The organism is Succinatimonas hippei YIT 12066, from assembly GCF_000188195.1.
Classification (GTDB): Bacteria; Pseudomonadota; Gammaproteobacteria; order Enterobacterales; family Succinivibrionaceae; genus Succinatimonas; species Succinatimonas hippei.
On the sequence record NZ_GL830953.1, the window covers coordinates 1 to 18,616 of the forward strand.

Here is an 18,616-nt window from a genome sequence, read left to right on the forward strand (position 1 = left end):
GTGATCTCAGTACTGTTCATCGTTTTGCCATAGAATTACTCATTTCTTTGATCTTTTCTTCCTTGATTAAGCCTTTTTATCTCAATATCGTGATAAAATTTCTCATAGATTAGAACACATAACGGCTTAGAGCCGTTTAAGGATAATGCATGGCGCTTTTTGAGGCTTTGATTGGATCAGAAATGAAAAAGGTCGAAGCTACCTTAGTTGAAGGCTTTAGTGATTCAGCTCTAGAAGCACATGTAAACTCGTTATGCTTGTCCATTATTAATGCCGGCGGTAAACGCATGCGCCCTGCTTTAGTGTTGCTGGCCTCTCATCTTTTACCCTCCTATACTGATGAAGAGGAGACTGCCGTTTGCAAGCTTGCAGCAGGAGTTGAACTTCTGCATACTGCAACGCTTATTCATGATGATGTAATTGATAACTCATTAATGCGTCGCGGACGTCCTACATTAAACAGCACATCGGGAAATCATGTTGCTGTTTTAGCCGGTGACTATATGTTCACCAGATGCTTTGCAACAATAAAAGATCTTAAAAAAGCAGATGTGTTGAGTATTATCAGTGATACTCTGGCAACCCTGGTAACAGGCGAGCTTGATCAGCTCAAAAACGAAGGTGACGTAAATATCAGCGTAGAAGATTACTACACTACCATTTACTGCAAAACAGGTGCTTTATTTGAGCTTTCAGCATCAGCTCCCGCTGTTTATCTGGGTGAAGAAGAAAAGTACATTACGGCTTTAAAAAACTACGGCAGATACCTCGGAAACGCCTTTCAGATAATTGATGATTGCCTTGATTATTCATCTGACAGTAAAACTTTAGGTAAAAATGCCGGAGAGGATCTTCAGGATAAAAGAATTACTTTGCCGGTTATTTTTGCATTGCAGCGATGCTCTGAGGCTGAAAAAGAAATTTTGATTAAGGCAATTGAAAATGCAGATCTTGAAACCGTAATCAGCTATATCAATAAATACGACACACTAAAAGAGTGCAAAAATGCTGCAGAACAATCAGGGGAACAAGCCGTTAAAGAACTTAACGTTTTCCCTGAAAATGAATATAAACAAGCACTTATTTCATTAGTAGAGCGTGCCTTAAACCGTAAAAATTAATATATTTATCCTAATATCTTACAATTTGTTATAATGCCTAGTTTATATTCGTATAAAAAGGCATATAGTTATGGCACGACAGACTTGGACTAACCGGCTGACTTATATTTTGACTGTTGCCGGTGCTACTATCGGTTTTGGAGCAACTTGGCGATTCCCTTATTTAGTAGGCGAGAACGGCGGCGGTGCATATGTTTTAACTTTTATTATCGTAATGCTGCTTGTCGGTATTCCTATTATTCTCGTTGAAAATGTTATCGGACGCAGAGCCCAAAGCAACAGTGTTGACGCTTTTATCTTATCTTTAAAAAATAAAGCCGGAACAAATCCTTTATGGAAGATTGTCGGATATTTAGGCTTGCTGGGAGCCTTCGGCATTCTTGCATATTACATGGTGATAGGCGCGTGGGTTATTTCATATATTATTCATATTTTCATGGGCGCTTTTGGCATCTCCGGAGGTCTTGATTTATCAGCTCCCATAACCAAGGAAATTACCGAAAGCTTTTATGAAGCAAACATCGAAAACGCTCCTATATTTATAACTTTATGCACAATTATTTTCGTTTGGATTAACTGGGTTATTTTAAGAAAAGGCGTAATTAAAGGCATTGAGCGTTCAGTAAAATATTTAATGCCGCTGTTATTCTTATGCCTTATCGTAATGGTTGGAAGAAATCTGACTCTTGAAAATGCAGGAGAGGGTATCAAATTCTATTTAATGCCTGATTTTTCCAAGATCACACCGCAGCTTTTCCTTGATGTTTTAGGTCAGGTATTCTTTGCCTTATCCTTAGGCTTTGGCGTAATGATCACTTTATCTTCACATTTAAGCAATAATGAAGATATGGTAAAAACTGCAACGATTACCGGTGTCATTAATACCGTTATTGCGGTTATGGCCGGGTTTATGATTTTCCCGTCATTATTTAGTGTAAATCTTGCCCCTGATTCAGGTCCGTCACTTGTTTTTAAATCTTTGCCGATTGCTTTTTCCGAAATGCATTTTGGCAATTTCTTTGCTATTGTATTCTTTTTACTTCTCGTAATTGCCGCATTGACCACATCTCTTACTATTTACCAGGTAATCATCAGCGTATTGTTCGAGAAGTTTAAGATAAGACTTAAAGGTGCCATTAATATATCTTTAATCGGTGTGTTTGTTTTCGGTAATATTCCGTGTATCATGGCTTACGGTCCTTGGAGAGATGTAAGATTTATAAACCGCAATATTTTTGATGCTTTTGACTTTATTAGCGGCAATATCTGTTTCGTCCTCACAGCTTTAGGCGCCACTTTATTTGTCGGCTGGGTAATGAAAGATGAAGCTAAAGCCGAGCTTGATAATAACGGTTTGATGAAGCAAAAAGTAACTAATTTGTGGTTTAACTACGTAAAATATGTAGTACCGTTTATTATTCTGGCAATTTTTATCTACGGATTGATCTAAATCCCTTGCAGGGAAACAAATTGTTTCCCTGCCCTCTAATCATAAATTCTTTTCGTACACGAAAAAATATTCTGGACTTTCCTGTCCTTCATATAGATATCCGCCTTTTCTCTTAGCTACTTGTTTAAACATAAGTAAGTCGTAAAACTTGTAGTTGCATGAAGTGTCCGTAAGCAGAAAAACGTTTTGCGCTCCTTCTTTGCGTACTTTCTTAATTGCAAAATCTATAAGTTTTTTGCCAAGACCTTTACCCTGTAATTTAGGATCGATGATTAATAGAACAATTTCAGCGTCGTATTTGTCAGTAGGATAGTCTTGCTGCAATTTTGCGTAATTGTAGGCATATAAATCGTGTACTTTAAGACCTTCCCTGCATTGCGCAAATAAACTTAAAAAACCTCCTAAAACTTTAAAAACAAATTTTGATATGAAAAAACGAGGCTTTTTTGATTTTTGTTTTAACAGTAAAAATCCTGCAACTGCATTACTGTCGGTAATGCAATAGGCGGTGCTTGACCTTTTTAAACAATATAAAAAGTAGTGTACGGCAAGCAGTTTGTTGAAAAATTGTTTTTTAGGATCTCCGTATTCAAACCAAATACGATGCAAAAGAGCACAGACTTCCGGTAGTAAAGAATAATTAAATTTTAAAATTTGCGCCATAAATTCAAAGAGTTGTATTTATCTGTAGGTATTTATGGAAAAAATATAATATATTGATTAGCATCCATCATTGTCGCATTATAAAGCGGTTTTATGAGATTCATGGAACAATAAACTATTTCTTTAAACGTAATTAGCTACTTGATATTATCAGACAGGAATGAAGAAAGGTAGAAAAAGGAGATCCTGCTACAATGCAGGATCTGAAATTTATTTATTCCTTAATTCGGATTAAGAAATTAGAAAGAATTGCTACGATGCCGCCGGTGGTAATGCCTGATGAAAAGATATGCTTAATGGTATCAGGCATATGACTTAATATATCCGGCACCAGTTCAACGCTTAAGCCTAAAGAGAAGCTAAGACCCATGACGAGCATTGCTTTACGGTTTAAATGCTGAGATGCAATAATTCTGATTCCGGATGCGGCTACGGTACCGAACATAAGTAAAGTAGCTCCGCCTAAAACAGGATCGGGAATTAAAGAGAACACCAAACCGACAGCCGGGAAAACTCCCAGAATAATCAAAAACAGGGCGATGAAATATCCTACATAGCGGCTAGCAACACCGGTCAACTGAATCATGCCGTTATTCTGGGCAAAAATCGAGTTGGGGAATGAATTTAAAATACCGGCAAGCATAGAGTTAAAGCCGTCGGCTAAAATACCGCCGGATGCGCGTTTGATGAACTTATCACCGACAACAGGCTCTCCGGAGATTAGAGAGTTGGCCGTAACGTCACCATAAGCTTCAATAGCGGTAATTAAATAAACGATGCCAAGCGAAATAATTGCACCGATATCAAAATCTATACCGTAACGGAAAGGAACCGGAACGTTAAAACCGCCGTAGCTTGTAATAGCGGAAAAATCTATTCTGCCGATAAAGTATGAAACTACGTAGCCTATAAGTAATCCTATAACGATTGAACTCATACGCAGGTATTTATTTGAACTTCTATTGAAAATCAAAATAGATACTATTACTAAAGCGGCAAGTCCCAAATTCTCCATTGAACCGAAGGTTCCGTTTTCCATAGCGCCAAATCCGCCGCCGCAGGAAATAACTCCGACTTTAATAAGGCTCAAGCCGATTAAAGTTACGACAATTCCCGATACCAACGGAGTTATGATTTTCCTGGTATAGCGAAGAACACGGCTGATTAACATTTCAACGGTAGAACCGAAAATCGTCGCACCGAAAACAGTACTAAGGCCACCGGTTAATCCTGCGCCGATAATCGGTGAAATAAAGGAAAAGCTCGTACCTTGAATGCATAAAAGACCGCAGCCAATAGGGCCTAGTCTCTTGCACTGAATAAAAGTTGAAATACCGGAGGCAAACAATGCCATTGAAACTAAAAAGCCTGTGGTTACGTAATCAAGCTTAAGAGCCCCGGCAATGATAAGCGGAGGGGTGACGATCGCAACAAAAATTGCCAGAAGATGCTGCAATGCCGCAAATAAAGTTTCCTTTAAAGGAGGTCTATCCTCTAAACCGTAGATAAGATCTGCTTTAAAGTCTTCTGCATTTTTAGTGGTATTTTCCATGGTTATTCTTTGATAGTGATGGTGCAATTATCAAGACTGTCAATAATAGCGAGGGATTCAACTTGGATATTTTGTCCACGCAGGTAGTCTCCACCGTGCTGGAAAGCTTTTTCAATTAAAAATCCCATACCTACAAGTTCGGCTTCTGCTTGGTTTATTAAATCAATAATGCCTTTTGCAGCGTTACCGTTTGCCAAAAAGTCATCGATAAAAAGGACTTTGTCGCCTTTATGCAAAAATTCTTTGGCTACACAGACATCATATGAACGCTGCTTGGTAAATGAAAACACCGAGGTAACAAGCATATCGCTCATGGTGGAAGGCTTCTTTTTCTTGGCAAAAACAACTGGCACGTCAAGCAAAAAACCCATCATGATAGCCGGAGCAATTCCGCTTGCTTCAATAGTTAAAATTTTATTGATATCTTTTGCGGCAAAACGACGTACCAATTCGATAGACATCTGTTTTAATAATTCAGGATCGATTTGATGATTAATGAAATTATCGACTTTTAAGATGCCGCCTTCTAAGCATTTACCATCAGTTAAAATGCGTTTAACAAGCGGTGCAAATTGCTTGGTTTGTTCGGTCATAATGGTCCTGCAGGAAAAAGAACTAAAGAGGAGATAAAGACTTAATCAGTCTTTAAAATTTGGCGTATTTTACTCCTTTTTCTTCAAAATTTTTAACTTATATGCAAGTTTATAGGCAAATAATTATTGTCTATATAAGGAAACGGCGCTTAACAAAGGAAGCGCCGTTGAAATTTTTCTAACTTTTAAGGCTAGTTAGAGGTTTTATTACTATCAAATTTTGAGCATTCTTCTCTAATCTTGGCAAGTTTTGTAAATGAAGACGGCATATCGCTTTGTACTAACTCTCGCTTTAGTGTAAACAATTTGCGATATTGTGCGCTGTTTTCTTTATTCGGTTCATATTCAGCATCTTTTTCAAGCAAAGACTCAAGTTTACTTGGGAGATCGTCAACGTCGCCTGCAGCATAGGCAGCAAAGACACTATTGGTTCTGACAGCACCGCCTGAGACTTTATATCGGGTAACAACAGCGTCAAGCATATCAGCCTTAATTTGATTCCATAAATGATCGCGGCTGCCGCCTTCTGCTACCGTTATCCTGGTTAGATCGACTCCCGCATCTTTATATACATCCGCAATTTCCATATAGTCAAAGCCGATAGCTTCAAGGACAGCTCTCCACATAACAAATTGATCTGTATCAAGCTCCAGATTTAAAAAGGCTCCGCAGGCGTTTTTGGCAAAATCGGTACCGCCGGTTAAATAAGGAAGGAAAATAACACCGTTTGATCCTATGCCGATCTTTGCAGCTTCTTTAGATAAATTTTGGTAATAAGTCGGGTCATCACCTTTTTGGCAGACAGAGTCTTTAAACCATCTTAAAGCAAGACCTCCGGTACGAATAAAGCCCCAATAAAAGTATGTGTCAGGCAAAGTTCCGCTGTTAAAAATAAGTCCGGTACCTTTTTGCGATAATTTAGGAATAATACCTTTTGTCGATACGCAAAACATTGCACAGGTTCCGGCAACATCCACGCCTTGATTGGCTTTGAAAATTCCGGCGCCAAGCATTGACTGCATGGTATCTCCGGCTCCGGCGCAAATCTTGGTATCAGTACTAAGCCCGGTTCTTTTTGCCATTTCATTGCATACAGTACCTACAACATCCCATGGCTTTAAAATACGAGGCATGAACTTTTTATCTATGCCTAAAATTTGAAGTTGTTCATCGCTCCATTCTTTTTTCTCAACTTTATAGCCAAGACCCCAACCGGACATGGTTCCCCAATCGATATAAGCATCTTCGCCCTTAAGACCAGCAAGATGCATTCCAATATAAGGAGCGTTATGCACGAATTTGACGCCTTTTTCATTAAATGCTTGAGAGTTTTTTATAAACCAGCGGGCGAACATGGCAGGGAACAAGCATTTAGCTTCAGGATTACCGGTTTCTTTAGCAAAGATTTCAAGATTAAGGCTGTTTACATAATTAACATCGTCCTGGGTTCTTGAATCTAGATAGTTAATGTAAGGAGTAATCGCATTGCCTTCTTTATCTACACCACAGATGCCGCAGATAACACCATCGCAAAGAACTGATTTAATCGCGTCTGCGCTGTAGCCTTGACCTTTAACATCATCAACGCATAATTTTATGCAATCAATTGTGATGTTTAAAAACTCGTCAATGTCCATATCAACCCAGCCGGGATTGGGATAGGTCAATGTAGTAGGCTTTGTATAAGAGCAAAGACAATTGGTGTGTTCGTCAAATACGGCAACTTTAACGCTTTGAGTTCCGGCATCGATACCGATATAGAGTTTTTCTGATTGCATGTTTTAAGCCTTACATATATTAAATTTTTTAACAATATACCGAAGGTTTTAAGAAAAACAATCAACAAATGTGAAAAATGGTGCTTAAGGAAAATTATTATCAATAATTTTTGCTTTTAGTTTATTGTGTTAGCGGTTTTAAAAATTTTTTAAAGTTGTAAAATTCATGCTGTTTTAGAAACGGAAATTATAATGGCAGCTGAAGATAAACTACTCGATAAAATCCGCATCAGACAAAAGCTCACTTTAAAGGATGAGATTGAGCTTATTATAAGACTAAGTATTCCATCCATTCTGGCGCAAATATCAACTATCATCATGTTTTATATTGATGCTGCAATGGTAGGAAGCTTGGGCGCTGCCGCTTCTGCGTCTATAGGTCTTGTTTCATCAAGTATGTGGATGTGCGGAGGTCTGTGCTCAGCCGTATCAATGGGCTTCTCAGTTCAAGTTGCGCATATGGTCGGAGGCGGTGACTTTGTACAGGCACGAAATGTTTTAAGACAGGGTCTTATTTACGGTTTATCAGCAGGTCTATTTTTATGCGTGATCGGGATGATCATAAGTCCGGTATTGCCGGTTTGGCTGGGCGGAGGCAGCGATATTATTGAAAACTCTTCTAAATATTTCTTTATCTTTGCCTTAGGCATTCCTTTCATGCAGCTTAATTACTTAAGCGCCAGCATGCATCGCTGCTCAGGAAATATGCGACTTCCGAGCATTCTTAACACAATGATGTGTTTTTTAGATGTGGTGTTTAATTACTTTCTTATCTTTCCGTCAAAAGAGATAGATGTTTTAGGTTTAAGCTTCATTATTCCCAGAGCAGATCTCGGTGTTCAAGGCGCAGCATTAGGTACGATGCTTGCTTTTGTCGTTACATCCTTTTTAATGAGCTATACGCTATGCTTTAAATCAAAGTATCTAAATTTAAGACAGGAGAAAGGTTCTTTTAAACCGCAACGTTCCATTTTAAAGAAAGCACTTAAGATTTGTACTCCTATGGGAGCACAAAATGTTGCGATGTGTTCAGCTCAGATAGCCTCTACTTTAATTGTGGCACCTTTAGGAACAATCGCTATCGCTGCCCATTCATTTGCGATTACTGCTGAAAGTTTATGCTATATGCCTGGATACGGCACGGGAGATGCCGCTACTACCCTAGTAGGACAAAGTGTAGGAGCAAGAAGACCGAAGCTTACGGTAAGTTTTGCGAGGATTTCCGTATCAATAGGCATGATCGTAATGACTATTATGGGAGTTCTATTGTACTTTTTTGCCTATGACATGATGGCAATTTTGACTCCCGATGAAGCTGTTCGAGAGCTCGGAACAACGGTTTTACGCATAGAGGCTTTTGCTGAACCCATGTTTGCAGCTTCTATTGTATGTTACGGAGCATTCGTCGGTGCCGGTGATACTTTTATTCCAAGTGCCATGAATTTATTTAGCATGTGGGCAGTACGTCTTACTACTGCGTATTTCTTGTCTCAAGAATACGGACTTGTCGGTGTTTGGATAGCTATGTGCCTTGAATTATGTTTTAGAGGTCTAATCTTCTTAATTCGTCTCTTTTGGGGCAAATGGTTCAAATTTGATGAAATCAAACCAAATAAAACTACAATAAGCACCGCAAAATAAATTAGGAAAATAAAATATGCCTTCATCAGCAATAAAAGGACATCTTTCTTTACTTGGGGCAAATGCCTTGTGGGGACTTATGTCCCCTGTAGCCAAAATTGTTATGGTCGGAGGCACTATCACTCCGCTGGTCATGACTGACATCCGAATCTTCGGTGCAATGATTTTGTTTTGGCTCTTGTCCTTTTTTACTAAACATGAACATGTCTCGCATAAAGATTTAGCTAAACTTTTCTGGGCTTCACTTTTTGCCATTATTTTTAATCAAGGATCTTTTATATTCGGAGTAGGACTCACAACTCCGGGTAATGCCTCAATTATTACGACCAGTATGCCTTTATGGGCAATGGTTCTTGCTGCTTTATTTTTAGGCGATCCTATTACCGGTAAAAAGGTATTGGGTATTGCATCGGGAGCTTGCGGTGCTCTGCTTTTGATTTTAAGTTCAGAAACCGGTTCTTCACAGGAAGCTCAAGGAAATATATTAGGTGATATTTTAGTTTTATTAGCTGAATTCAGCTTTGCCATATATATCGTTTTTTTTAAAGGACTTGTCAGTAAATATTCTCTTGTGACAGTAATGAAATGGCTTTTTACATTCTCTTTTATCTGTGCCGTTCCTTTTTCTTATACAAGTTTGACATCAACAAACTGGCATGCTTTAAGTTTCAATGAGATAGAAGCTCTTTTGTTCGTGGTTATAGGAAGTACTTTTTTAAGTTATTTATTGTTGGTGATAGGGCAAAAAGCAGTGGGTCCCACTACAGCCGGAATGTATAATTATGTGCAGCCGATTATTGCTTGCGCAGTTGCTATTTCATGGGGTCTTGATTCTTTCAGCTTCATCAAAGGAATTGCCGTTATTATGATTTTCTGCGGCGTTTATATGGTTTCAATAAGTAGAACCAAGGAACAGATTGAAGCATACAACGCCAAAAAGGCAAAAGCAAAATAAGGATTAAAAATGAAACGCGATATTGTTTTTTTAGGAACCGGATATGCTTTAGCTTTAAATTGCTACAACTCCTGCTTTGTTATTCGAAACAATAATGAATATTTTATGGTTGACGCAGGCGGTGGAAATCAGATTTTAAAACTCCTTAAAGATACTAAAATCGACATTGATAAAATTCATGATCTTTTCGTTACCCATACGCATACCGATCATGTTCTTGGGGTTATTTGGGTGATGCGCTCAATCCTGCAAAAAATGAAAGCAGGTAAATACGAAGGCTCATTGCGTATTTTTTCACATGAAAAGGTTTTAAATCTGCTGAAAACTATTTGTACCGCTACTTTACCTAAGAAACTTGTTGCTTTAATGAATGAGCGTGTCATGTTTAATGAATTGACCGATGGCTCAGATTTTCAAAGCTGCGGTATGTCTTTTAAAGCATTTGATATTTTATCCACAAAAGAAAAGCAATATGGTTTTACCGCATTGTTTGAGGATGGACTCAAACTTTCATATTTAGGTGATGAACCGTTTAATGAGCACTGTGAAAGCTATGTTACAGACAGTGATTATTTAATTACTGAAGCTTTTTGTCTGTACAAAGATAGGGACATATATAAGCCTTATGAAAAGCATCACAGCACGGCAAAAGATGCTGCTGAGTGCGCGTCAAAACTTAGAGCCAAAAACATTATTCTTTTCCACACAGAAGACAACGATCTTAAAAATCGTAAAGAAACTTATACTAAAGAAGCTTCTGAATATTTTTCAGGAAATGTTTTTGTACCTGACGATCTTGAAGTTATTTGCTTGGAAACACAATAAGACTCATTACAATAAACTTATGCTCCTTTGATGAGATTCTGATGATGTCTCTTGAAGAAAAAGTTCAATGTTTTCATAACGTTTTCAATCAATTAAGTAAAACTCTGTCAAACAGAATATTTAGACAACTTTTGTATTCGTTATACACACGAATCAACAACTATTGAAGGTAATACCTGTCATATTTTGATACCGTTCTACTGTTAACCGAAGGCCTTACACCTGCTGGAAAACAATTAAATGAAGTATATGAAATTGTTGGGCATGATAAAGCAATCAAATTATTATTAAATTATGCGCAAAGTAAAACTGCCATTTCAGAAGATGTGATTTGCGCATTATACAAAGAAGTAATCTTTCCTGTAGTGCATACCAACTCTTATCGAAAGAGTGAAGTGTACATCAGAGGAGCAACTCATAGTGTTGTTGACCCAGCTCATATTTATCAAGAAATGAAATTTTTTATAGTAGATTTAAGCAATAAAAATTTTAGTTCACCTATAGAAAAAGCAGCTTTTGCTCATGCGCAATTAGTTAAAATTCATCCTTTTTATGACGGCAACGGAAGAACAAGCCGCCTAATTATGAATTTATCATTGCTTAACGATGATTATCCGATGCTCAATATTAAAAAAGAGATGCGATCAGAATACTTTTTTGCTCTTAATCAATATGGTGAAAACAAAGATCTCAATCCTTTTATAAAATTTATGGAAACGGCCATGTTTCACCAAATTGATGAATTTTTAAATAAATACCGGTTACAGTGAGATTGATTGCGCTTTTAATGTTAATCACATCTAGTTAATACAACTTATTGTTTTAATTAATAAAACTAGTTTTTAATAATTTTTCTTAGTTGATTATTTTATTTAATAAAAAACAAATTTTTGTTAACTTATTGTTTTATTTAATTTTTATTAAATTTAACTAACTTGCAAAAAGTACAAATTGACGTAGAGTATAGAAAAAATTTTTAGAGGAAGATAAATATGATGCAAGTTACTTTTCAAAATCAGCCTGTGACCATTTCCGGAAATTTACCAAAAGTAGGTGATAAGGCTCCTGATTTTTGCCTTTGCACTGCAAGTCTTGAGGATTTTAAACTTTCTGATCATTTAGGATCAGTTCTTATCCTTTCAATTGTTCCGAGTCTTGATACCGGTGTATGTGCAACCTCAGCCCGTAAATTTAATCAGGAAGCAACAAGTCTTGACGGCGTTAAAGTACTTTGCATTTCAGAGGATTTACCTTTTGCTGCCGATCGCTTCTGCACTGCAGCCGGCATTAAAAATGTCATGACTTTATCGGATTTTCGTAAAGACGGTAATTTTGGTGAAAACTACGGGGTGATGATTAAAGACGGCGCTTTACGCGGTCTTCTTACTCGCAGTATTTTTGTTATTGATAAAGAAGGCAAGATTGCATATGTAGAGTTAGTGCCTGAAATTACTAATGAGCCTAATTACGCTGCAGCAATTGAAGCTGCCAAGAAATGCTTGTAAAAACTGCATTTACATAAAATCGACTAAGCAATTTTTAAGCCGCAAGACAATTATGAATTTTGTTTGCGGCTTTTATTTTGTCCGATTTAACCATTTCTTTTATAACATTAATTATCTATTTTTTATAAAAATAAATATTTCTTCATTAAATTTCTTTATTTTGTAAGTTACAACTTTTGTAAAGCCTTCAACTTTTATTATATTTTCTACTACAAAATTTTTATTATTCCTTATTACGGAATAATCTACTCATACAATACTCATGGAAAAAACATATTAACAAACTAAAATCGGGAGTAGGGAATGTCTGCAGAAGAACAGATTAATAAAAATGAAAAAAAGTATAAAAAGATTAAATTTGACACGATAGATGAAGGAAATTGGTTTGCAGAAAGTATTTTAACTTTAAAAGGAAGTAATGAGGCAAACTGCTTAGCAGCACCACTCTATATGAGTGGTCTGCTAATGCTTTGTATTGCACTAGCTAATAAAATAGGGACACAAGGCAGAAAAAATATAGCTGACTATTTATATCATAATGAAGAGTGCCTTGAAGGAACTTCCCCATACAGCATTGCCCCGGATATTGACTCATATATTTGCGCCGATTATTCACTTGAAATCTTATTAAAATTATTTAAGTCACAAAGTCTATTAGATTTTTATAAAAAGGTTTTCTCTAAGAATATTTGTAAAGATGACAAAATTATTTCATATATACAAAATTGTATAAAAGAAAAAAGAGAAAATTTGACTATTCCAAATGATGAAAATCGTTATCGCAAGCGAAACTGCCTGTTTTGGACTCATCATGGTATAGATATGACAATGTGGACAGATAAATTAACACCAATAGATGCTTTTAAAGGTCTCTTTAATCTAATCAGTGTGAAAGATGCAAATTTAATATCTTGGATGGATAACAACGAAAAAAGTATAAATACAATTACACAAAAAATTATTGATGAAGGAGGGGAGTTTATAACTGTATTAGAACCAAATTGTGCAATAAATACAAACATTACTTATTTTGTTGAAAAACATAATTTACTTATTAAGAACTATAAACACAGTACCTTTCTCTTTTCACCTCCGGCATGCGGTTGTGTAACCTATGATAGGGAACATAAAGAAGTACTTTACGTTGCACATATTTTGGATCATAAAAAATTGTTGTCTGAAATTAAAAGAAAAATACCGAAAGTAAACAGCATCTTATGTTTAGAATTACATAAAAATTACATACCGCCAAAGAGGAATAAAGACGGTATCCCATATGCCAATACCGAAAAAATAGATGTAGCAGAGAAAACCCAAAAGCTTTTTTATCTAAGTTCTCTTAATCCTCAACGTTTAGGTTTTTTCGAAGGATTTACAAGTAAACTTGCCAGAACTCTTATGGATTTACCTCATGATCCTGAATTATATATACGCACTTTAGATAACAATGAAAAAAGTTATTGTTCAAGAATAGGTATAATTAATAGAGATTCTCTGATCCCAGTTGTAGAGCCTAATTTTTCACTGGTATTAAAAGTTATCGAAAATGAGGCAAAATCTGTTTTGACTTTTATTAGGCAAGCAGTCTACAAGAAAACAGCAATTTTCTTACCATTTGAAAAATTAAGAACAGCAGCACTTAATTATAAAGTCGCATTGGATTTTTGTTTTGCATACTACAATGAAGATGAGTCCTTTGTTGAAAGTTACATAAAAAACGGAAAACTTATCGTTCCTTCAGACAAAGTTTCACTAAATGATACATACCGATTAAGTTCTTCTCTTAATGTAGATGAACATCTGAGCATAGTTGTTTGTAAAAATAGGTATTTTCGTCGGTGCGAACCAACTTTTATGGTAATTGATGAAGAAGACTTAAGGTCTGCCACAAAAATGTGTTGGATCTGCCTAAATGAAGCAAAATTTGTACACAAACCCATAAAAAAAGGACTTGAGTTTTATGAGCTATCAGATGATGAAATATTAAAAATTAATGATTTTCTTGAAAAGAAGCTAACTTCATACATTGACAATGAAGATCATATACCTACCAGTTCACTTACTAAAAAACAGTATTTTTCAAAAGAAACGAATATTAATGATTTGCCAACAAACTTTGACTTTTTAGTAGATCGCTACGCTTATATTAATGATTGCAAATCACTAATCGGAACAGTTAAGCCTGATTATAAATTATTAACAAATAAGATAAAGAAGGATTAAAGATGCGATGGAGTAAATTACAAAAACGAATTTATAATATATTAGATCCTAATATTAATTTGCAAATTCACTGCATTACATATTTAAATGATTGCTGGTATGGACCAAGAACACGTGTAATACCAAGGTATTTTATTACGTTAAATAAAAAGATAATATTTGATTGGCCTAAAGATTTTCCTGTTAAGCTGTATACTTCTGAAAATATCCGTTATAGATATGAAAGTGCTGTTAGATTAATTTCTGTAACTCTAGCTAACTACTTAAATACGCCACTTGATAAACTTATGCTTATACATGATCATTGGAAAATCTTGGATATTATTAGAGCTGCAGACAGACGTATTGGCAGTAGGCGATGGAAAGAAATTTATGAAAAAGGAACACCGGCTGCAAAACTCGTTATAAAAGAAAGAATTAGATGCAAAAAATTTAACAAAAATGAACCAAAAGTAATTTTAAGAGGATAAATCATGAAAATATCAAAATTAGATAAAGTCAGATATGCAACATATGCTGTACACTACCTTATGAACATGGATACTTATAACGAAGAAACCTTTGAAATATATACCAAAAGATTTACCAAAGATTTTAAAAAATTCATGCAAAATTTAGATGTTATTCTTACTAGTCTAAATATCGAACATAAAGGTTTTTTAAAATATGCTTCTTATGATCCTGATCTGGATTTTGTTAACTATTTTGATGATATAGATATAGACATATATCGTTCATATCCCAATGCACTTCGAGAAATTGATAATGAAAAACAAAGTGAAAAACTACAAGATTTGGCTGATTTAGTATTTTAAGTATTGAGTTTTATATTCTATCAATATAATCATTTTCAAAAATTGATTAAGCCATTAAGACTTATTTATATGTGAAATGGTTATATTATAAATTATATATCTCATATATAAACAATTTTGCAGATAATATCCATACACAGATTTTAACATGGCATAACGGTAAAAATATGAAAAAAAATAATATAGAAGTTCCATTATGGAAAATAAAGCTTGAACAAAGACGTCAATTAGAACAACGAATTAATATTGTTGGAGGAAAAATATACAACAGCTCAAACCAAATATTGGTTTTAGCAGATGTAAACGAAAATGACGAAAATTTGATTTTAAATGATTATTTATATCTTAAAGGTGAAAAATTTACAGAAGACGTAGTTAACAACAACGTTTATGATTTTAATAAACCAGATATTGCATTCAAGCTTATTGAAGATCTGATAAAATATGAAAATATCTACATTCCATATATGACCATAAAAGCTCCATGGGAAATAGATAATTGCTGCTGTTTTCTAGAAGAAAAGGGCTTTTGTGATGAATTTATCAAAAAATTTATAAACTCAAATACCCGCGGTATCAGCAGTGAAACCTCACAGAATAGTGTAGTTTTTAAGCTAGCCTTAACAAATATAAAAGAGATTAATAAAGTCTTTAATTTTGCAAAAGTTATGAGCTTTAGCGGCTTTGGTCATGCATGTCATTTATTATGGGCAGTTAAAGATCTAGAAAACAATCAATTTAAAACCTCTTTGGGTACAATAAACGGAATTGACGGTATAAAAAATTTTCTGAAGCCTTGCTTGTCACAATTTAGGGATATTTGGCTTTGGCAGAAAACTAAAGATGATTGTTGTAATGTTAGTTTGCCAATTAAAAAACGTTTATTAAACATTCAGAAAGGTCATATGGTTTAAGCTTATCTGAAGGTTATCAGTATCTACTGAAAATCTCAGATATTTCAATCATAAATCCCACTGACTTCGCTCTCTAAATTCCACTTTCACTTCATTCGCCTAATTTCATTGACTTCGATCGATAATGTTGATGGGTCTGGAAAATTGCCTGTGTGATTATAATTAGTGGATCCGCAAAAACATAAAGGACAGTTAAGCAAAGTCATAGTTTTCGGCCACTAATCTATACATTAAAAATTTCATAACAACCTCAAAAATTTTTTATTTTTCCTTATAAATAGGTAAAAAATATTCTGTTTTGGATTTCAGTTAATTGTATTTAAGTGATAATCATAATTTTAGTCACCGCTCTGACTTTTGATGGAAATCACAAATTTTATTAAAAATACAAAATAATCACTAACCTGACTTGCTTTAGGTAAGTCAGTGACTATAATGATAATCAAGAATTCACGGTAGGTCACTGACTACTAAAATTTATACTTAAATTTAAAAGGCGGGATTATGAATAAGACCAGACATATACAGCAAAGAATGAGTCAGCGCGGCGTCACCAGTGAAATGCTGGAGATGATTGAAAGATTCGGTATCGTCAATGGTGACAAAATTACTTTAGATAGAAAGAACTGCCAAGAGTTAAGCCGCTTTTTTGCTCTTTGTAAAAAGGTTACCGACAAAATGGCAGAAAAAGGTGGTTACACCTTGATTGCCTCTGCTGAAGCTTTGATTACTGTATATCGTTTAAATAGTTTTAATTTTTCAAAGTCACATCGTGCTTAATAGGAAACCTATGAACCAGAATAGCATTAATTATTTTTTAAATCAGAGCACAGTTAAATTTTTCTCTTTTGAAAAAGGAGAATTAATTGCTGAAATGCTTTTAGTCTCATCCGTTTTGGCCAAGACCGGTAAGTTATCAGCGCGTTTGGCCACATTTTTTTATGATGATTTGAAAATCTGTCTTAAGCTTGCCGGAATTGATTCTGTTGAAGAAAATGAAATTTCTACATCGACCCATGGCAATCATTTAGAAGAAGCATATAAGGCATTTAAAACCTTTTTATCTGCTCAAAATGATAAAGATGATGATATGGCAGCGCTGTTTGATTCTGCCATGAAATTAACTGACAGTCGTAAATCGTCTATTTATCTGTTCAGAGAAAATATTGTAACGGATGCAGTTACTGACTGGATTAAAGTCGGTAGTGCTGACTATAAGACTTGCTACTGTCCTTTTAACAATTTGTTAAGCGCAGAAGAAAATCTTGCTTCACCTTCTGTAAAAGTATTTGCTCCCTTTATGCATAAGAGTGGATTACTACTTAAAGCTTTATTGCAACTTGCAGCAGGAAAGTCAGAGTTTATTGATTTTTCTCTTACCGGGTATGAAAGTGTTTTTTCTGATATCACATCTGAATATGATTGCGGTTTTTGTTGTGGTCCGATGGGTTATAGATTAGATAATGATACTTATAAACCTGTAGAAGTAGCTTTAATTGATGACATGGTTAATAAGGTATCAGGACGCTTTGCTGTTGTTGTTCCTGTAAATTACGGAACTGCATCAATGCACAGTTTTTTGCAAAATCGTAGGACAATCGTCGAATCCGGACGTTTAAAAGCAACTATTTTGCTTCCGGGAGGTTTTTTGGTTGGAAGCCTTGTAAACACACTGATTTTGCTTTTTGATAAGAAAAACGCAAATCATCAACAAATTTCGCTAATTGATTTAACTAAAGACGTGTGTCTAGATAAAGCAAAAAGCGGAAGGCAGCGTATTGCTTTAAATGAGTATGCTAAAAATCAAGTGATCGCTGTTTTGCAAGATAAATCTTCAGATCTGGCATTAAATGTAGATATAAAAATAATCAAGAATGATGAATACAATTTGATGCCTAATCGTTATATGGCAGCTGCCCAAATCAACACAACATCTGATTTAGGTGAACGAGCAGTTAAACTTGCCGATATTGCGAATATTTATAGAGCCCAGGCATCAAAAAAGGAAGAAACAGGCTCTTCCTATTTCGAAATTGGAGCTGCAGATATTAATGCATCCGGCATTGTTGAACAGCCGACAAAAGAAATTTTAATAGGCAAAGAGAGCTCTACTCTTAAGAATCTTGTGCATAAGGGCGACATTATTCTTGCGATTAAAGGATCTGTAGGAAAAGTCGGAATCATTACGGAAGAACATCCTAATTGGCTTGCCGGACAATCCTTTGTGATTTTGCGAATTAAAGAAGAATGCGCTGATTGGACTCCTGACTTTTTGTTTTGGCAGCTTAAATCAAAAAAGATAAATCAATTTTTAAAGAATGTAGCAACTGGAGCGCTTATTCAGCTGCTAAAAATGGATGATGTTAAGAATCTAAAATTACTGCCGCCAGCAAAAGAACTGCAAGAAAAGATTGTAAATGCACAAAAAAAGAAACTTGAAATCATTGCTAAGATTAAAGAATTAACAAAAGAATTAGAAGAGCTTGAAAATTTGATTTGAGATTAAAAATAGAACAGATCTCGTTTTTTAGTAAATGAGATCTGTTCTTTATAACTTATAGTAGAATTAAATCAATAATTT

17 protein-coding genes are annotated in these 18,616 nt (G+C 35.2%); 13 read left to right on the forward strand and 4 right to left on the reverse strand.

Annotated features, from left to right (window positions below):
• Positions 1-149: 149 nt before the first annotated feature.
• Both HMPREF9444_RS01650 and HMPREF9444_RS01655 read left to right on the forward strand, forming a co-directional pair.
• Positions 150-1,121, forward strand: a complete 972-nt coding sequence (locus HMPREF9444_RS01650; protein ID WP_009142583.1) for a polyprenyl synthetase family protein — start codon at positions 150-152, stop codon at positions 1,119-1,121.
• Between the two features lie 70 nt (positions 1,122-1,191).
• Entirely contained in the window at positions 1,192-2,571 is a 1,380-nt protein-coding gene (locus HMPREF9444_RS01655; RefSeq protein WP_009142584.1) for a sodium-dependent transporter, read from the forward strand.
• A 39-nt stretch (positions 2,572-2,610) separates the two neighbouring features.
• On the opposite strand, the gene HMPREF9444_RS01660 is transcribed toward HMPREF9444_RS01655, so the two are convergent.
• From HMPREF9444_RS01660 to HMPREF9444_RS01675, 4 genes are all read right to left on the reverse strand, one after another.
• The gene (locus tag HMPREF9444_RS01660) at positions 2,611-3,234 is read right to left on the reverse strand and encodes a GNAT family N-acetyltransferase (RefSeq protein WP_009142585.1); all 624 of its coding nucleotides are present in this window, start codon (positions 3,232-3,234) and stop codon (positions 2,611-2,613) included.
• A gap of 214 nt (positions 3,235-3,448) precedes the next feature.
• Positions 3,449-4,786 carry a nucleobase:cation symporter-2 family protein gene (locus tag HMPREF9444_RS01665; RefSeq protein ID WP_009142586.1) on the reverse strand — a complete coding sequence of 446 codons (1,338 nt, stop codon included), beginning with the start codon at positions 4,784-4,786 and terminating at the stop codon, positions 3,449-3,451.
• Positions 4,787-4,788: 2 nt separating this feature from the next.
• Positions 4,789-5,379, reverse strand: a complete 591-nt coding sequence (gene xpt, locus HMPREF9444_RS01670; protein ID WP_009142587.1) for a xanthine phosphoribosyltransferase — start codon at positions 5,377-5,379, stop codon at positions 4,789-4,791.
• A 191-nt stretch (positions 5,380-5,570) separates the two neighbouring features.
• Complete coding sequence (locus tag HMPREF9444_RS01675; RefSeq protein ID WP_009142588.1) at positions 5,571-7,157, reverse strand: FGGY-family carbohydrate kinase; 1,587 nt, start codon at positions 7,155-7,157, stop codon at positions 5,571-5,573.
• Positions 7,158-7,349: 192 nt separating this feature from the next.
• Here HMPREF9444_RS01675 and HMPREF9444_RS01680 point away from each other — a divergent pair, with 192 nt between their 5' ends.
• The 11 genes from HMPREF9444_RS01680 (at position 7,350) to HMPREF9444_RS01730 (ending at position 18,535) form a co-directional block, all read left to right on the forward strand.
• Positions 7,350-8,798: an MATE family efflux transporter gene (locus tag HMPREF9444_RS01680; RefSeq protein WP_009142589.1), complete on the forward strand. Its 1,449-nt coding sequence runs from the start codon at positions 7,350-7,352 to the stop codon at positions 8,796-8,798.
• A gap of 16 nt (positions 8,799-8,814) precedes the next feature.
• Positions 8,815-9,753, forward strand: a complete 939-nt coding sequence (locus HMPREF9444_RS01685; RefSeq protein ID WP_009142590.1) for a DMT family transporter — start codon at positions 8,815-8,817, stop codon at positions 9,751-9,753.
• Between the two features lie 9 nt (positions 9,754-9,762).
• Complete coding sequence (locus HMPREF9444_RS01690) at positions 9,763-10,578, forward strand: MBL fold metallo-hydrolase (RefSeq protein WP_009142591.1); 816 nt, start codon at positions 9,763-9,765, stop codon at positions 10,576-10,578.
• A 326-nt stretch (positions 10,579-10,904) separates the two neighbouring features.
• A complete protein-coding gene (locus HMPREF9444_RS10715; RefSeq protein ID WP_009142592.1) occupies positions 10,905-11,348 on the forward strand; it encodes a Fic family protein in 444 nt (147 codons plus the stop codon).
• A 222-nt stretch (positions 11,349-11,570) separates the two neighbouring features.
• Entirely contained in the window at positions 11,571-12,083 is a 513-nt protein-coding gene (gene tpx, locus HMPREF9444_RS01700; protein ID WP_009142593.1) for a thiol peroxidase, read from the forward strand.
• Between the two features lie 303 nt (positions 12,084-12,386).
• Positions 12,387-14,306, forward strand: a complete 1,920-nt coding sequence (locus tag HMPREF9444_RS01705) for a hypothetical protein (RefSeq protein WP_009142594.1) — start codon at positions 12,387-12,389, stop codon at positions 14,304-14,306.
• Positions 14,307-14,308: 2 nt separating this feature from the next.
• Positions 14,309-14,776, forward strand: coding sequence for an SF0329 family protein (locus HMPREF9444_RS01710; protein ID WP_009142595.1), 468 nt, complete (start codon positions 14,309-14,311; stop codon positions 14,774-14,776).
• A 3-nt stretch (positions 14,777-14,779) separates the two neighbouring features.
• Positions 14,780-15,121, forward strand: a complete 342-nt coding sequence (locus tag HMPREF9444_RS01715; protein ID WP_009142596.1) for a hypothetical protein — start codon at positions 14,780-14,782, stop codon at positions 15,119-15,121.
• Between the two features lie 167 nt (positions 15,122-15,288).
• Positions 15,289-16,035: a hypothetical protein gene (locus HMPREF9444_RS01720; RefSeq protein ID WP_040909076.1), complete on the forward strand. Its 747-nt coding sequence runs from the start codon at positions 15,289-15,291 to the stop codon at positions 16,033-16,035.
• A gap of 504 nt (positions 16,036-16,539) precedes the next feature.
• Positions 16,540-16,815: a hypothetical protein gene (locus tag HMPREF9444_RS01725; protein WP_009142598.1), complete on the forward strand. Its 276-nt coding sequence runs from the start codon at positions 16,540-16,542 to the stop codon at positions 16,813-16,815.
• A complete protein-coding gene (locus HMPREF9444_RS01730) occupies positions 16,808-18,535 on the forward strand; it encodes a restriction endonuclease subunit S (RefSeq protein WP_009142599.1) in 1,728 nt (575 codons plus the stop codon). The genes HMPREF9444_RS01725 and HMPREF9444_RS01730 overlap by 8 nt, the downstream gene beginning before the upstream one ends.
• Positions 18,536-18,616: the final 81 nt, after the last annotated feature.

What these genes read in the sequence shown, in the direction of transcription:
- HMPREF9444_RS01650 (WP_009142583.1), top strand. Translation starts at nt 150, where the DNA reads ATGGCGCTTTTTGAGGCTTTGATTGGATCAGAAATGAAAAAGGTCGAA.
- HMPREF9444_RS01655 (WP_009142584.1), top strand. Translation starts at nt 1,192, where the DNA reads ATGGCACGACAGACTTGGACTAACCGGCTGACTTATATTTTGACTGTT.
- HMPREF9444_RS01660 (WP_009142585.1), bottom strand. Translation starts at nt 3,234, where the DNA reads ATGGCGCAAATTTTAAAATTTAATTATTCTTTACTACCGGAAGTCTGT.
- HMPREF9444_RS01665 (WP_009142586.1), bottom strand. Translation starts at nt 4,786, where the DNA reads ATGGAAAATACCACTAAAAATGCAGAAGACTTTAAAGCAGATCTTATC.
- xpt (WP_009142587.1), bottom strand. Translation starts at nt 5,379, where the DNA reads ATGACCGAACAAACCAAGCAATTTGCACCGCTTGTTAAACGCATTTTA.
- HMPREF9444_RS01675 (WP_009142588.1), bottom strand. Translation starts at nt 7,157, where the DNA reads ATGCAATCAGAAAAACTCTATATCGGTATCGATGCCGGAACTCAAAGC.
- HMPREF9444_RS01680 (WP_009142589.1), top strand. Translation starts at nt 7,350, where the DNA reads ATGGCAGCTGAAGATAAACTACTCGATAAAATCCGCATCAGACAAAAG.
- HMPREF9444_RS01685 (WP_009142590.1), top strand. Translation starts at nt 8,815, where the DNA reads ATGCCTTCATCAGCAATAAAAGGACATCTTTCTTTACTTGGGGCAAAT.
- HMPREF9444_RS01690 (WP_009142591.1), top strand. Translation starts at nt 9,763, where the DNA reads ATGAAACGCGATATTGTTTTTTTAGGAACCGGATATGCTTTAGCTTTA.
- tpx (WP_009142593.1), top strand. Translation starts at nt 11,571, where the DNA reads ATGATGCAAGTTACTTTTCAAAATCAGCCTGTGACCATTTCCGGAAAT.
- HMPREF9444_RS01705 (WP_009142594.1), top strand. Translation starts at nt 12,387, where the DNA reads ATGTCTGCAGAAGAACAGATTAATAAAAATGAAAAAAAGTATAAAAAG.
- HMPREF9444_RS01710 (WP_009142595.1), top strand. Translation starts at nt 14,309, where the DNA reads ATGCGATGGAGTAAATTACAAAAACGAATTTATAATATATTAGATCCT.
- HMPREF9444_RS01715 (WP_009142596.1), top strand. Translation starts at nt 14,780, where the DNA reads ATGAAAATATCAAAATTAGATAAAGTCAGATATGCAACATATGCTGTA.
- HMPREF9444_RS01720 (WP_040909076.1), top strand. Translation starts at nt 15,289, where the DNA reads ATGAAAAAAAATAATATAGAAGTTCCATTATGGAAAATAAAGCTTGAA.
- HMPREF9444_RS01725 (WP_009142598.1), top strand. Translation starts at nt 16,540, where the DNA reads ATGAATAAGACCAGACATATACAGCAAAGAATGAGTCAGCGCGGCGTC.